Raw genomic sequence first — 15074 nt, 5'->3', positions numbered from 1 at the left:
AGGTGATCGTATCATCGCCCGATCAAGCAACGGACCGGACGGCTCCGATTTGAGGAACTGTCTTATCCCGGGCGGGCCAAGCCAGTTGACCCTCAGCCGTCGGTCGTGGCGGCCTTGGAGCACGGGGTGCCCCGGGGGAGGGCGTAGGCGGTGCCGATGTGCAGGATGCCCGGGGTCCGTACGGTCAGTCTGGTCCAGGCGCCGTCGGCGGTGAGGCATCCTGTCCCGGTGCCGAGCACGGTCAGCCAGGGCGACCAGGCGATCCGCACGAGCACGGTCCCCGGTGCGGACATCTGGAGCGTCAGTGAGACCTGGCCCGCGTCGACCACGGTGGCCGGGGCGTCGGCGAGCGGAAGCGCGTCCGCGACCCGGTAGACCTTCCAGTGCGCATCGCTCCACACCGGATCGAGCCACGGCTGCCCGGAGGCGACGATGCGGCTCTCGGCCGTCGAGGCGTAGTCGTAAAATGCGGTGTCGGGGAGCACGACGTAGTCCACGGCCCAGTTCCGGAGCCAGGCATGGTAGTTGGCGTCGTCGAGGGTGCCGTTGTAGAAGAGCGGGTTGCGGGTGAGGTCCGCCTGTCGGTTCCAGCCCCGGGCCAGCTCCACGGTGGACGCCAGGCTTGACGCCTCGACGTGCGATGCCGTTCCCACGACCTCGACGCGGCCCTGCCCGGCCCCGAGCTTGGTCAGTTCGGCGGCCAGGGGTTTGGCGTACTGCGTCCATCCGGCGGCGGGCGCGGAGACGGCGATGTCCGTCAGCGGCTGGATGGTCTGCCAGGACAGGGCGATCCCGAAGGCGATCCACAGTGAGCGGGCCCGGCGCCCGTCTGCCGCCCGCGCCGCGGCCAGCAGCAGGGTCGCTCCGAAGAGCAGCGCGAGCCGCTCCACGTTGCTGCCGATCGGGGAGGGGATCAGGACGGTGAACAGATTGCCGAGCGCGTAGGTCGAGGCCCCTATTCGCACCGCCCGCCAGGACGCCGGTGCCAGCAGCGCCAGCGGCAGGGTGGTGGCCAGCACCAGGGCGAGCTGCAGCAGGATGTAGGGCTGCACGCCGTAGAAGGGGAAGAGCAGCGCCGTGGCCCCCACCACCAGGGGTGGTCCGGCGGCCAGGACGGCGGCGGCCGCGCGTCTTCCGGTCAGGAACAGCGCCGGGGCGATGGCCAGCAGGAACAGGCCGTCCACCGGGCTGGCCAGGGTCGCGACGACGCCGAGCAGGCCGGCGACCGCGGCCCGCGGTCCGGGCGCCCCGCGGGTCTCGTACACGGTCAGGACCGCGGCGAGGGCGACGAGGGTGCCGACCGCGAAGGTGATCCGCCCGGATGCCGTGTTGCAGGCCAGCGCCGCCGCGCCGCACAGGGCGGGCAGGAGCGGGCGGGGGACCGCGGAGCGCATCAGCAGCCGGGCGAGCAGCGCCGCCGCGAGCGTCCCGGCTATCACCCCGGTGGCGCGCACCCCCAGAAAGGCCATCAGATAGGGGGTGATCACGCTGTAGGAGGCCGGGTGCATCCCGCCGTACCAGGCGAGATCGTAGGCCGACCCCGGGTGGGCCGCGGCGAACTGCTCCCAGGCGTACTGGGCGGCCATGTCGCCGCCGTTGGTCGCCAGCCAGAGCGCCCATCCGGCCTGGACCGTTGCCGCCAGCAGCACAGCCGCCACGACCGGATGGCGCAGCCACGCCCACCGCCGGGAGCGAGCCGGTCCTCGGCCGACCGACCCGGGCGCCGGAGTGAGCGCCGCGACGGCGTACGGCCGGCGGGGGCCGGGGATGGTGGCTACACCGACAAGGGGACTTGTCACCAGGCCCATCCCCGTCCACCGGTGTTGTGCATCAGAGCGAGAAACGTCGTGGCCGCCAGCAGCCACCCGACCAGCGCGTTGCGGGGCAGTACCGCGGCGCAGAGCCAGCTGACCGCGGAGTACCAGGGCATGGACCACGGAGCGGCCAGAACCCATGCCAGCGTCAGGACGAACGGGATCCCCACCACGAGGGGTGTCGCCCGGGGTAGCCGGGGCTGGATTCGCCGGGCGACCACGACCGTCACCACCGGCCATGCCACGCCGATGACCGCGGCCGTCACGGCCCCGCCCACGGTGGAGTTGCCGAGCTGTTGCACGGCCTGCCAGAGTGAGGGGACGGACACCAGATGGGCGGCCGCCCCCAGCGGGGCGAGGGCGTGGAGACCGTAACCGGCATAGAGCGCCACCACGGTGAGAGCGGCCGCGGCGGACAGGCGGAGCGCCCGTGCCCAGGCGTGCTCCCGCAGCAGCGCGAAGACCACCCCCGCGACGACCAGACCGGTGCTGACCTTGAGACAACAGGCCAGCCCGAGGAGCACGCCGACGGTCGCGTCCCGGTACCAGGCATCCGCCCGCCTGCTGACGACCAGAGCGGCTGCGGCGAGCAGGGCCACGAAGGTGTCCAGATGACCGCCGGCGACCAGTTGCCCGATCAGGACCGGATTGGCCACCCACAGCAGGGCGGCGCGGCTTCCGTCCCTGGCCACCCGCACCAGCAACAGGCCGGTGACCAGGAACGCGGCCGCGTTGGCGAGCATCAGCAGCCATATCGTCAGCCAGGGCCGGTCGCCGCCGACCGCCGCAGCCGCCTGCTGGATCCAGGTCGCCAGCGGCCCGTAGACGGAGGGAGCGTGCAGCCAGCTGGGACTGACCAGCTGCGCGTAGCCGCCGCCCAGATCGGCCGGGCTCAGGCGATAGGGGTCGCCGCCGAGGGCGGCTGTGCGGCCGTAAGCGGCATAGCTCGCGATATCGGCGGAGCCGATGGGAGTCAGGGAACTGCAGAGCGCCACGGCAGCGGCGCCGGCCGCGAACAGCCGCGGCACGCCGGGTCGCCAGCCGCGGCGCATCGCGGCGAGCATGCCCAGCAGCCCCAGCGCCTGCGCGGCTATCGCGCAACACATCACCAGCGTGGAGGTACTCCCCGACAGCGGCGGCAGGACGGAGAGCGGCAGTCGAACCGCGACCGTGTGGTCGTTCGGCGCGCTCGCCCCCACCAGCGCCATCAGCAGCACGCCCAGCACGGACACCGAGACCGCGCGCACGGGACTCGCCAGGACGCGGAGGTACCAGGGGTCAGGAGCGGGAGTCCGAGGTGGAGGGGGACCGGGCGGTGTCCCGGGGCGGGCCGCTGTGACCGCGCCCTGCTCTCTGCTGATGGTCACCACGGGTGGCTCTGCTCCGAATGCTTGAAGGGGCGGGTGCGGCTCAGCTCAGCGGGAGAGGGTGCTCGCCGCGAGCAATCTAGTGGTCCAACATGTGACGGGATCTTGAATTTGGTTATGACGTCTACATGAATGTAGACAGTCGCCCGCCCGGCTCCGCACGCAGCCCCTCGAATCCCGGCCGCGCGGGCTCGGGAGCCCGGAGCTCGGCGCACCAGCGCTGCGGCATCAGCAGTACCCCGGCGGCCAGCGCCAGCACCAGCCACAGGCGCAGATTCCCCAGCAGCGCCGCGTCGCCGGTGATCCGCGGTGCCAGGTAGAGGGCGGCGAAGGAGGCGAGCGACCAGTAGGGTACCGGCCGCCGGAGGCCGAGCAGTTCCCAGCACAAAGCGCCGAAGAGAATTCCGGTCGTGTAGTAGTCGTAGACGCCGGGGTCCAGCACGATCCGCGCACCGATGCCCAGCAGCAGCACCGCGGGCCACCGGCGCCGCGCCACCGCCAGCAGTCCGAGCGCGCAGCCCAGGACCAGCTGGGCGGTCCGGTCCCAGGACGGCGTCCCGGGCGTGGCGACACCCAGCGCCCGGAGGGCGGAGGAGGGTTCGTTGACGATGGCGTACTGGGCGGCGCCCAGGGTGCCGAAGTCGGCGAGCACAAAGGGCAGCCACGCCAGCAGCACGGTGGCGACGGCGTAGACGGCCGCATAGCGGCACCGGCTCCGGCCCGCGACCAGGACCAGCGGCAGGAAGACCAGGGCCCAGGGCTTGGAGTCGACGGCCAGCCCGAGGCACAGGCCGGTCAGCGCCGGCGAGTCCGCGGCCAGGGCGCGCACGGCGAGAGCGGCGAAGAGCAGCGCCAGCACATCGTCGAGGTGCCCGTAGTGCACCGCGAGGGACTCCCACAGGACCAGAAAGACCCCGCCGGCCAGCACCACGGTGCGCCGCAGTGCCTGCGGCCTGCGCGCCAGGTCCGGGTGGAGCAGGACCGCGGAGCGCTCCAGCAGGTACAGGACCAGCAGCCCGCAGACCGACATCACCACCTGCCCGGCGACCACCCCGTTCGAGGGGCCGATCATCCGCAGCAGCTGGGCGCAGACGATGGCCACCGGGCCGATCTGCAGGTCGGGGTAGTTGGCGTAGAGATGCATCCCGCCCGGCGGCGAGGCCGCCGAGCCGTCGAACAGCAGGGCGCTTCCGTGGGCGAAGTAGTGCCAGGAGTACCCGCCCCCGGGAAGGTCCACCAGGAACCACAGCAGCGCCCATCCGACCAGCACCCACCGGTACCGCACGCCGGCGCCGGGTTCGGGGTCCGCCTGGATCGCAATGTTCGCCATGTCTGCAAGGACGACGGGCGCGTCGGCGGAGTTGCCTGCTTTGTGCAGGATAACGATGAATTCCCTCTTGCCGGCCTCTTTCTTAAGGGGGCCTTAGCGCGACCACAAGCCTGTACGGGCTGTGGGCGAGGGGTTTGACGGGACCGGTTCAGAACGGCAGGATCAGCCAAGTTAGGAAACCTTCCTAACTTGGTTCTGATCTCAGGAGACCGCTCATGACGCAGTCCCAGCACCGGCGTTCCCAGCGCCTCGGCCGGCGGACGCTCCTCGCCGCCACCGCCCTGAGCGCCGCCGGAGCGCTCACCTTCGTGGGCGTCCAGGCCATGGCCTCGACCACCACCAGGGTCGCGGCCGCCGGCGGAGTGAACCTCACCGACGCGCACAAGAAGGAGATCGCGATGGAGCTCGTCTCCAGCGCGGAGAACTCCTCGCTCGACTGGAAGGCGCAGTACCAGTACATCGAGGACATCGGTGACGGCCGCGGCTACACCGCGGGCATCATCGGGTTCTGCTCGGGCACCGGCGACATGCTCGAACTCGTCCAGGCCTACACCGCCGCCGAACCGGGCAACGTCCTTGCCAAGTACCTGCCCGCGCTGAAGAAGGTCAACGGCACCGCCTCGCACAGCGGCCTGGGCACCGCCTTCGTCAACGCCTGGAAGACCGCCGCCAAGGACACCGTCTTCCAGACCGCGCAGAACAACGAACGCGACCGGGTCTACTTCGACCCCGCCGTCCAGCAGGCCGAGGCCGACGGACTGCGCGCACTGGGGCAGTTCATCTACTACGACGCCATCGTGATGCACGGCCCCGGGGACGACCCCACCAGCTTCGGCGGCATCCGCAAGGCCGCCATGCAGAAGGCCAGGACCCCCGCCCAGGGCGGCGACGAGGCCACCTACCTGAACGCCTTCCTCGACGCCCGCAAGGCCGCCATGCTCACCGAGGCGGCCCACGACGACACCAGCCGCGTCGACACCGAACAGCGCGTCTTCCTCAAGGCCGGCAACCTCGACCTCAACCCCCCGCTCACCTGGAAGACCTACGGCGACAGCTACACCATCAAGAACTGACCCTCAGGCGGTGGGGTGCCAGCCGAGGGCGGGGCCGAGGCGGGTGGCGATGTCGGTGAGGATCTGGACGTAGTCCTCGTGCTCGAAGGTGAACGGCAGCGCGAAGGCGACCTCGTCGATCTCGCGGAACGCGGCGTGGGCGTAGAGCCGTTCGGCGATCTCCGCGGAGGTGCCGACGAGGTCCGGCGCGAACAACAGCCGCGCCGGCCCCTGCGGTACGGCGGTCCGCGCGCTCCGCTTGGCGGCGAACGCCTCGTACTTCGCCCGCTGCTCCGCCGAGGCGGAGTCGACGGGGATGACCACCAGCCCCTGCGAGACCCGGGCCCGGTCGCCGTCCGGGTGGTGCGCGCGGAACGTCCGGACGTGCGACAGCTGGATCGCGGCGAAGTCCTCCGACTCCTCCGCCTTGACCACGCTGCTGGTCAGGAAGTTCATCCCGTGCTCACCGGCCCACTGCGCGGACCGCGTACTCGCGCCGCCGTACCACATGCGCCGGGCCAGGCCGGGGGAGTGCGGCTGGACGCGGTCGGAGAACACCTCGAAGCCCTCGACGCCGCTGAAGTCGGTGACCGGCTCGCCGCGCACGCAGTCCAGCAGCCGCCGCATCCGGTCGTAGCTGAAGTCCTCGACCTCGGCGGTGCCGGGGTACAGCGCGCCGCGCACCTGGTCGTAGTGCATCGGCGGACCGACGCTGAGACCGGGGTTGAGGCGGCCCCCCGACAGGATGTCGACCGTCGCCAGGTCCTCGGCCAGCCGCAGCGGGTTCTCCCACCCCAGCGGGATGACGGCGGTGCCGAGTTCGATCCGGCTGGTGCGCTGCGAGGCCGCCGCCAGGACGGCGACGGGGGAGGAGATGCCGTACTGCAGATGGCGATGGCGCACCCACGCGCTGTCGAAGCCCAGCCGCTCGCCCAGCTGGATGATCTGCAGCGTCGACTCGTGGCCCGCGCCGGGGTCGTCCCCGTCGAACAGACCGATGGTCAGAAAGCCGAGCTTCCGCAACGGTTCCGAGGTCAGCGGCACAGGGTTCTCCTCGATCGCCCGCAGCGTGCTCCGCGGTCCACCACGACGGAACCGATTCTGCCACGCAGACGGCGGAGACGATCATCCGACGGGTCGTCGCAGCCCCGTCCCGCTACACCGAACGGATGGTCTGTTCGGCCCAGATGACCTTGCCCGCGGGGAGGTAGCGGGTGCCCCAGCGTTCGGCCAGCTGGGCGACGAGGAAGAGGCCGCGGCCGCCCTCGTCGGTGGTGGCCGCGTGGCGGAGGTGGGGGGAGGTGCTGCTGGCGTCGGAGACCTCGCAGATCAGGGTGCGGTCCCGGAGCAGGCGTACGTGGACGGGGGCGGCGCCGTAGCGGATCGCGTTGGTGACCAGCTCGCTGAGGATGAGTTCGGTGGCGAACGCCTCCTCGTCCAGGTGCCAGCGCTCCAGTTGCGCGACGACCAGGGCCCGGATGCCCGCGACGGCCTCGGGGTCGGGTTCCACGTCCCATTCGGCGATCCGGTCCCCTGCCAGTGCGTGGGTGCGGGCGACGAGCAGGGCCACGTCGTCGGTGGGGTGGGACGGCAGCAGGGCGTCGAGCACGGTCGCGCAGGTCTCCTCCGGGGGCCGTCGGCCGCCGCCCGGCGCATCGCCGCCCAGCGCGTCGCGCAGCAGCGCCATGCTCTCGTCGACGTCGCGGTGCCGGTCCTCGATCAACCCGTCGGTGTAGAGCACCAGTTGACTGTCCTCTTCCAGTTCGAGCTGCAGGATCTCGAAGGGGAGCGAGGAGACCAGGCCCAGCGGCGGTCCGGGGGGCACGTCCGCGAACTCCACCCGGCCGTCGGGGTGGACGACCGCGGGCGGGGGATGGGCGGCGCTGGCCATGGTGCAGAGCCGGGTGGTCGGGTCGTAGATGGCGTACAGGCAGGTGACGCCGGTGATCGCGGTCGCGCCGCCGGTGGCCGCCGACTCCTGGTCGAGGCGGGCGACCAGGTCGTCGAGGTGCCACAGCAGCTCGTCGGGGGGCAGGTCCAGGGCGCTGAAGTTGTGCACCGCGGTCCGTAGCCGGCCCATGGTGGCGGCGGCGTGCAGGCCGTGACCGACGACGTCGCCGACGGTCAGCGCGACGCGGGCCCCCGACAGCGGGATGACGTCGAACCAGTCGCCGCCGACCCCGGACTGGGCCGGCAGGTACCGGTAGGCGAGGTCCAGGGCGTTCTGCTCGGGCAGCCCGCGCGGCAGCAGACTGTGCTGCAGGGCCACGGCCATGGCGTGCTCGCGGGTGTAGCGCCGGGCGTTGTCGATGGACACCGCCGCCCGGGCCACGAGTTCCTCGGCCAGGGAGAGGTCCTCGTCCTCGAAGGGCCCGGGCTCCTCCGAGCGGTAGAAGGTGACCATGCCGAGCAGGACCCCGCGGGCCCCCAGCGGGACCGCGATCCGGGAATGGATCCCGGCGTCGAGGGCCGCCTCGGCCCGCGCCGGGTCCTGGGCCATCCACTCCGTGGTGGCGGTCAGGTCCGGCTCGAGCACCGGTTGTCCGTGGCCGAAGGCCCACGCCTGCGGCGTGGTGGGGACCATCTCGAAGATGGTGCCGCACGGGAAGAAGGGGACCCGGCCCTCGCTGATGCCGTGGACGGCGACCCGGCACATCACCACCGCCCCGTCGGGCTGCGGCTCCTCGCCGCGCAGCACGCTGTCGACCAGGTCGACCGTGACGAAGTCGGCGAAGTGCGGGACGGACACCTGGGCCAGTTCCTCGGCGGTGCGGGTGACGTTCAGGGTGCTGCCGACCGCTCCGGTGGCGTCGTAGAGGATCTTGAGCCGCCTGCGGGTCGCCTCGGCCTTGGCCGAGAGCAGCCGCAGCTCGGTCGAGTCACGCAGGGTGGCCACGCTGCCGGGAGGGCCGCCGTCGCGGTCGGTCGGCCAGTTGTTCACCGCCAGCAGGCGGTCGCCGACCGTGACCACCTCGTCGGTGACCACGCGTCCGGGGGTCAGCAGCTCGGTCGCGGCGCGCTCCACACCCAGCTCGACCAGGGTCCGCCCCTCGACCTCGCCGTCCAGGCCGAGCAGCCGCTGGGCCTCGCCGTTGACCACGGTGATCCGGCCCTGCGCGTCGAAACAGACCACGCCCTCGCGGATACCGTGCAGCATCGCGTCGCGGTCCTGGAGCAGCCCGGCGATCTCGTCCAGCTCCAGGCCGAAGGTGCTCCGCTTCAGGCGGCGGGCGAGCAGGAGGGAGGCGACCGCGCCGAGCGCCAGGGTGACGCCCGCGTAGAGCCCGAAGGTCGGCAGCTCGCGCAGCAGCTCGCCACCGGGCCCGGCCACCGGGATGCCGGCCGAGACCTCGCCGACCAGGCGGTTGTCGGGCCCGTACAGCGGGACCTTGCCGTTGGCCGAGCGGCCGGTCGCGCCGCTGTCGATGCCCACGTGCGCCTTTCCGTCCAGCACGGCGATCGGCTCTTCGACCGGTTGGCCGATCAGGGCGGTGTTCGGGTGGGAGTGGCGGACCTGCTTCAGGTCGATCACCACGACATAGGAGGCGCCGGCGGCGGTGGCGATGCGCTGGGCCTCGGTCTGGACGACGCTGCCGGGGCCCGGCGGCTCGCCGGCCGCCATGGCACGGCGGATCGGCGGATCGGAGGCGGCGGTCCGGGCGATCGAGGCGGCCCGCTGCTCGTAGTCGCGGTCCAGCTGGGCGCGCTGTGCCAGGGCGAGCAGGCCGAAGCCGATCGCGCTGGTCACCGCCATGATCGACAGCAGGGCGACGAGGATCCGCGCGGACAGCTTGTGTCTTCGCCCGCGCGTCGCGGCATGGCGGCCCGCCCGCCCGCTGCTGCCTGGCCGTCGGAGCACAACCGCCCTGTCCCTTCGCTGCGCGAGCGCCACGGCTGCCTCACGCCTCCTCCCATCCTGCACTCGCCCACCCCGCCCCGCCAATGCCTCTCACACGGCGCGGTCGAGGCTCCCCCTTGCGGCTGAGGCGGCGCGGTACCGGGGTACCGCCCGCCGGGCGCGGTTCCGCCCGCGGTACCGGTGGTCGGGCCCCGGCCCGAACCTACGGTGGGGATGTGGCCGACGGCAGGACCGTCGGCGGCACCGTCGACAGACGGCCTCCGCACCGGAACCCGAGGACGCATCCATGATCGAGATTCATCAGCTGGTCAAGCGGTACGGCGAGAAGACCGCCGTCGACGGCCTGGACTTCACCGTGCGGCCCGGCGTGGTCACCGGCTTCCTCGGCCCCAACGGCGCCGGGAAGTCCACCACCATGCGCCTGATCGTCGGCCTGGACGCGCCGAGCAGCGGCTCGGCCCAGGTCAACGGCCGCCGCTACGACCGGCACACCGCCCCGCTGCAGGAGGTGGGCGTCCTGCTGGAGGCCAAGTCCATCCACCCGGGCCGTTCCGCCTTCAACCACCTGAACGCCCTCGCCCTCACCCACGGCATCCCGCGCCGCCGGGTCGAGGAGGTCATCGAGCTCACCGGGCTGACCCAGGTCGCCCGCAAGCGCGCCGGGGCCTTCTCACTCGGCATGGGCCAGCGGCTCGGCATCGCGGCGGCGCTGCTGGGCGACCCGCAGACGGTGATGCTGGACGAGCCGGTCAACGGCCTGGACCCGGAGGGCGTGCTGTGGATCCGCAAGCTGCTGACCGGGCTGGCCGCGGAGGGGCGCACCGTCTTCGTCTCCTCCCACCTGATGAGCGAGATGGCGCAGACCGCCACGAACCTGGTCGTGGTGGGACGCGGCAAGCTGCTGGCCGACACCACGGTCGAGCAGTTCATCCAGGACGCCGGCGGACAGAGCGTCAAGGTCCGCACCTCTGAGGCGTCCCGCCTGCGGGACCTGCTGGCGGGACCCGGAGTGGAGGTCAGCGGCGCCCCGGGCTCCGAGGAGCTCTCCGTCTCCGGACTGACCGCGCGTCAGATCGGCGCGGCGGCCTTCGAGCACGGGCTTCCCGTCTACGAGCTGACCGAGCAGGCAGTCTCCCTGGAGGAGGCGTTCATGGCCATGACCGAGGACTCCGTCGAGTACCACGGCTCCACCGCACCCGCACCCGTGAGGAGCGCCGCATGAGCACCCTGACCGCAGACCCGGCAACGCCCGGCAGCCCGGATACGTCCCGTCCGTCCCGACCCCGTCCGGGCTACAAGGTCACCGGTCCGCGGGTGCTGCGGGCCGAGTGGGCCAAGACCTGGTCGCTGCGCTCCACCTGGATCACCCTGGGCGTGGCCGTGTTCCTCCTGGTCGCCGCCGGCCTCCTGGGGGCGAGCAACTACTCCCCGTCCGGGACCGGACGGGGACCCGGCGCGGACGCCAAGGACGCGGTCGGCGTCGCCCTGGGCGGGATCGGCTTCGCCCAGCTGGCCATCGGCGTACTCGGGGTGCTGATTTCCGGCGGCGAGTACTCGACCGGGATGATCCGGTCCACCCTGGCCGCCGTCCCCAAGCGGCTCCCGGTGCTCTGGTCCAAGGCCGCCGTCTTCGGCGTGGTGGCCCTGGCCGTCGCCACCGTCGGCGCCTTCGCCTCCTTCCTGGCCGGGGAGCACTTCCTCAGCGGCGACGCGATCGCACTCAGCGTGTCCTCGTCCGGCGTGGTGCGCAGTCTGCTGGGGGCCGGCGTCTTCCTGGCGCTGGTCGGCGTGCTGGGGGTGGCCCTGGGCGCGCTGGTGCGCTCGGTGGCCGGCGGGATCGGGCTGCTGGTGGCCGTGATGATGCTGCTGGGCGTGCTGACCGGGCTGCTGCCCAGCAGCCTGGGCAACGACATCAGCCCCTACCTGCCCGGCAACGCGGGCGGCTCGATCTACGCGCTGCACCAGGCGAGCAACACGCTCAGCCCCGGCGCGGGCCTCGCGGTCTTCGCCGGATGGGTGGCCCTGGCGCTCGCCGGAGCCGCCTGGCGGCTGAAGCGCTCCGACGCGTAGGCGCTCGCGCAGCACGCCGGGTCCCCATGGCCGCCCTAGAGTGGCCGTGGGGCCCTTGGCGCAGGTGAAGGACGGGAACCCGGAGGAGCAGGTGTCGAGATCGTGAGCGTTGGCAGCCCGCCGTCGCGGGAGGTGTTCCCTCCCGAGTTCGAGGAGATGTGGGGCAGCCCGCTGGCCCGGCGGGCGGTGCGCCGGGGCCGTCGGCTGCGCCAGAGCGTCCGGCGCAGGCCGCTGCTGCTGGACACGGTCCTCGCCGTTCTGCTGCTCACGGCCGGCCTGGTCGCCTCGGACCACAGCGGGGGCCAAGCGGTGGTGGAAACGCCGACCGCGCTGCTGGTGCTGACCGTGCTCGGCCAGTCGGTGCCGCTGGTCTGGCGGCGGCGCGCGCCGATGGCGGTACTGGGGGTGGTCCTGGCCGCCTGCGTGGTGCAGTGGGCGTGGTGGGGCGAGTCGCATCGCAGCGTCGGCGGCCTGCTGATCGCGATCTACTCGCTGGCCCGCTACGAACGGCTGGACCGGCTGTTCTGGCCCGCGCCGTTCCTGTTCGCGGGCCTGACGGTGTCCGCGTTCCGGGTGAAGCCCTTCGAGCAGCAGCCGCTGTACAGCCTGTTCTTCCTCTGCGCCACCTCGGTCGCCGCCGCGGCCCTGGCCCTGGTGGTGCGGGTGCGCCGGGCCCAGCTCGGCGCGCTGGCCGACCGGGCGCACCGGCTGGAGGTGGAACGCGAGCAGCGGGTGCAGCTGGCGACCCTCGCCGAACGCTCCCGCGTCTCCCGCGAGATGCACGACATCATCGGCCACAACCTGGCCGTCATCATCGGTCTCGCGGACGGAGCGGGCGCCGCGGCGGCCAACGACCCCGCCCGCGGCGCCGAGGTGCTGCCGGTCATCGCCGGCACGGCCCGGCAGGCGCTGAGCGAACTGCGCCGCACCCTGAGCGCCCTGAGCGAGAGCGCTGGTCAGCCGCTGGCCGCCGACGAACTGGCCCCGCAGCCCGGACTCGCCGACCTGGCCCCGCTGCTGGAGCGGATCCAGGCGGCCGGGCCGCGGATCTCGCACCGCACCGCCGGCGACCTCGACGCCCTGCCGCCCGGGATCCAGCTCACCGTCTACCGCATCGTCCAGGAAGCACTGACCAACAGCCTCAAACACGCCGGGCCCGCGACCGGCGTGCAGGTCGTGCTGCGCGTCGGCGACCAGCAGGTCGACGTACGCGTCCAGGACACCGGCCGCCCGGACGGCGCGCCCGCGCAACCCGGCGGCGCACTGGCGGACACCGACCAAGAGGGGCAGGGGTTGGTCGGCATCCAGGAGCGCGTCGCCCTCGCCGGCGGGACCGTCGGCATCGGCCCGACCGGCGACGGCGGCTGGCTGGTCCACGCCGTCCTGCCGCTCGACCGCAAGCCCGCACCTCAGTCTTCACCGAATCCAGCAACGGAAGAGGACCGGCCTTGACCACCGTGCTCATCGTCGACGACCAGCCGCTGCAGCGGCTCGGCTTCAAGATGCTGCTGGAGAACAACCCCGACACCAGCGTCGTAGGGCAGGCCGCCCACGGCGCCGAGGCCGTGCGCATGGCCGCGGAGCTGCGCCCCGACGTGGTGCTCATGGACATCCGGATGCCCGGGATGGACGGCATCGAGGCCACCCGGCGGATCGTCGCCTCCGGCAGCCGCTCCAAGGTGCTGGTGCTGACCACCTTCGACCTGGACGCCTACGCGTACGGCGCGCTCCGCGCCGGGGCCGGCGGCTTCCTGCTCAAGGACGCCCTGCCGGAGGAGCTCCTGGCCGGCATCCGCGCCGTCGCCCTGGGGGACGCCGTGGTCGCCCCGGCGCTGACCCGGCGCCTGCTGGACACCTTCCTGGAGCACGTCCCCGACCCCGAGGGCGCCGACGGCCCGAACGATCCGCGGGTGGCCGGCCTGACCGAGCGCGAGCGCGAGGTCCTGCAGGCCGTGGCGGAGGGCCTGACCAACACCGAGATCGCCCGGCGGCTGGTGCTGTCCGAATCGACGATCAAGACCCATGTGAGCCGGGTGCTGGCCAAGACCGGTGCCCGCGACCGGGTGCACGCCGTGATCATCGCCTATGAGGCCGGTCTGGTCCGGGCCGACCGGCCGCCGCGCGAGTGAGGAGCACTCAGACGACCAGGGACCGGCTCAGCGGGCCCGAGCGCAGATGGCGGCCGCGGGGCTCGGGGTCCGTCAGGCGGCCGGAGCTGACGACGGGTCGGCCGCCGACCACGACGGTCTCCGGCCAGCCGGTGACCCGCCTGCCCTCGTACGGGGTGTAGTCGGTGGCCATGTGCAGGGCGGTGCTGCGGATCTCCCGGGTGGCGGTGGGATCCCAGACCACCAGGTCCGCGTCCGAGCCGGGTGCGATGACGCCCTTGCGCGGGTACAGGCCGTTGAGTCTGGCCGGGTTCGCGCACATCAGCTCGACGAAGCGGCCGACCGGCAGCCCGCCCCGGACGACCAGTTCGCTGAAGACCACCGGCATCCGGGTCTCCACCCCCGGCAGGCCGTTGGGCATGGCCCGCACGTCGTGGCTCACCGACTCCTTCTGGGCCGTGTCGTAGCAGCAGTGGTCGCTGCCGATGGTGGCGACCTGACCCATCAGCACCCGCGAGCGCAGCCCGGCGACCGTGTCGGCGGCGCGCAGCGGGGGGCAGCACACGAAACGCTCCGGATGCGGCCCCGCGTACGCGGTGTCGTCCAGGACGAGGTGGTGGGCGACGGTCTCGGTGAAGGCCCGCACCCCTCTGCCGCGGGCCCGGGCCACCAGGTCGACGGCCTCGGGGGTGGACTGGTGCACGAAGTACACCGGGGCGTCCACGGATTCGGCGATGGCGAGGATCTCCGCGACCGAGGCGTTCTCGGCCAGCTCGGGCCTGGTGCCGGCGTGGTGGCCGGCGCTGATCTCTCCCGCCGCCTCGCCGCGCTCCTGGACGTCGGAGATGATGTGGTCGGCCTCGCAGTGGACGACCACCATCCCGCCCAGGTCCCGCAGCGTCGTCATCACCCTGAGGATGGTCCTCTCGTCCGCCATGGTCTCGCCGCGGTACGTGGTGAACATCTTCACCGTGACGATGCCGTCGGCGGTCAGCGACCGCAGCTGCTCCGGCACGGTGTCGTCCCACTGGACCACACAGGCGTGCAGCGCGCTGTCGCACAGTCCCTGCTCCGCCTTGGCGCGCTGGACGGCGGCGACGTCGGCCGGATTCTGGCCGGGGCGCGGGATCGCGAAGTCGACGATCGTGGTCGTGCCGCCGAAGACGGCGGCGGTGGTGGCCTGCCGGTAGTCGTCGAGCGAGGTGAAGTCTCCCGAGGTGAAGCCGACATGGCAGTGCGGGTCCACGCCGCCGGGCAGCACCAGCCGTCCCGAGGCGTCGATCTCGGTGGCGCCGCTCGCCCGCGCGGAGCGGTACGAGCCCGGTTCCACCACCCCCAGCACCCGCCCGCCCCCGACCAGGACGTCCGCGACGCCCTGCCAGTCGGCGTTGACCACGGTGCCGCCTCGCACCACGAGGTCGATGGGTTCGGTAGGGGACATGGGTACCTCCAGCAGGTCGACGACGGGCGGGTG

The 15074-nt window shown here is 72.6% G+C and carries 11 protein-coding genes; 5 read left to right on the top strand and 6 right to left on the bottom strand.

Translation table 11 applies throughout. The features are described 5' to 3' along the window. Window positions 1-92 precede the first annotated feature (92 nt). From ABH941_RS07965 to ABH941_RS07955, 3 genes are all read right to left on the bottom strand, one after another. Complete coding sequence (locus ABH941_RS07965) at window positions 93-1799, bottom strand: MFS transporter (protein WP_370127908.1); 1707 nt, start codon at window positions 1797-1799, stop codon at window positions 93-95. Beyond that, window positions 1796-3061 (bottom strand): hypothetical protein, encoded by a 1266-nt coding sequence (locus ABH941_RS07960; RefSeq protein ID WP_370127907.1) that lies wholly within the window; start codon window positions 3059-3061, stop codon window positions 1796-1798. The genes ABH941_RS07965 and ABH941_RS07960 overlap by 4 nt, the downstream gene beginning before the upstream one ends. Before the next feature lie 244 nt (window positions 3062-3305). Further along, on the bottom strand, window positions 3306-4511 hold the full coding sequence (locus ABH941_RS07955) for a hypothetical protein (protein ID WP_370127906.1): 1206 nt from the start codon (window positions 4509-4511) through the stop codon (window positions 3306-3308). A gap of 215 nt (window positions 4512-4726) precedes the next feature. Between ABH941_RS07955 and ABH941_RS07950 the strand changes: the two genes are divergently transcribed. Beyond that, a complete protein-coding gene (locus ABH941_RS07950; protein ID WP_370127905.1) occupies window positions 4727-5584 on the top strand; it encodes a chitosanase in 858 nt (285 codons plus the stop codon). 3 nt (window positions 5585-5587) lie between these two features. On the opposite strand, the gene ABH941_RS07945 is transcribed toward ABH941_RS07950, so the two are convergent. Together ABH941_RS07945 and ABH941_RS07940 are read right to left on the bottom strand one after the other, a co-directional pair. Further along, the gene (locus ABH941_RS07945) at window positions 5588-6607 is read right to left on the bottom strand and encodes an LLM class flavin-dependent oxidoreductase (RefSeq protein ID WP_370127904.1); all 1020 of its coding nucleotides are present in this window, start codon (window positions 6605-6607) and stop codon (window positions 5588-5590) included. A 112-nt stretch (window positions 6608-6719) separates the two neighbouring features. Next, window positions 6720-9317: a SpoIIE family protein phosphatase gene (locus tag ABH941_RS07940; RefSeq protein ID WP_370127903.1), complete on the bottom strand. Its 2598-nt coding sequence runs from the start codon at window positions 9315-9317 to the stop codon at window positions 6720-6722. A gap of 391 nt (window positions 9318-9708) precedes the next feature. Between ABH941_RS07940 and ABH941_RS07935 the strand changes: the two genes are divergently transcribed. The 4 genes from ABH941_RS07935 (at window position 9709) to ABH941_RS07920 (ending at window position 13621) form a co-directional block, all read left to right on the top strand. Continuing rightward, window positions 9709-10644: an ABC transporter ATP-binding protein gene (locus ABH941_RS07935; RefSeq protein ID WP_370127901.1), complete on the top strand. Its 936-nt coding sequence runs from the start codon at window positions 9709-9711 to the stop codon at window positions 10642-10644. Further along, window positions 10641-11492: an ABC transporter permease gene (locus tag ABH941_RS07930; RefSeq protein ID WP_370127900.1), complete on the top strand. Its 852-nt coding sequence runs from the start codon at window positions 10641-10643 to the stop codon at window positions 11490-11492. The genes ABH941_RS07935 and ABH941_RS07930 overlap by 4 nt, the downstream gene beginning before the upstream one ends. A gap of 102 nt (window positions 11493-11594) precedes the next feature. Beyond that, entirely contained in the window at window positions 11595-12944 is a 1350-nt protein-coding gene (locus ABH941_RS07925; protein WP_370127899.1) for a sensor histidine kinase, read from the top strand. Beyond that, window positions 12941-13621, top strand: coding sequence for a response regulator (locus ABH941_RS07920; RefSeq protein ID WP_370127898.1), 681 nt, complete (start codon window positions 12941-12943; stop codon window positions 13619-13621). Before ABH941_RS07925 ends, ABH941_RS07920 begins: the two co-directional genes overlap by 4 nt. 7 nt (window positions 13622-13628) lie before the next feature. Here ABH941_RS07920 and hydA read toward each other — a convergent pair whose 3' ends face one another. Beyond that, a complete protein-coding gene (gene hydA / locus ABH941_RS07915) occupies window positions 13629-15041 on the bottom strand; it encodes a dihydropyrimidinase (protein WP_370127897.1) in 1413 nt (470 codons plus the stop codon). Between the last annotated feature and the right edge of the window lie 33 nt (window positions 15042-15074).

This window comes from Streptacidiphilus sp. EB103A, from assembly GCF_041261405.1.
Classification (GTDB): Bacteria; Actinomycetota; Actinomycetes; order Streptomycetales; family Streptomycetaceae; genus Streptacidiphilus.
The sequence above is the reverse complement of the archived record's forward strand: the minus strand, read 5'-3'. Positions and strand labels throughout refer to the sequence as shown.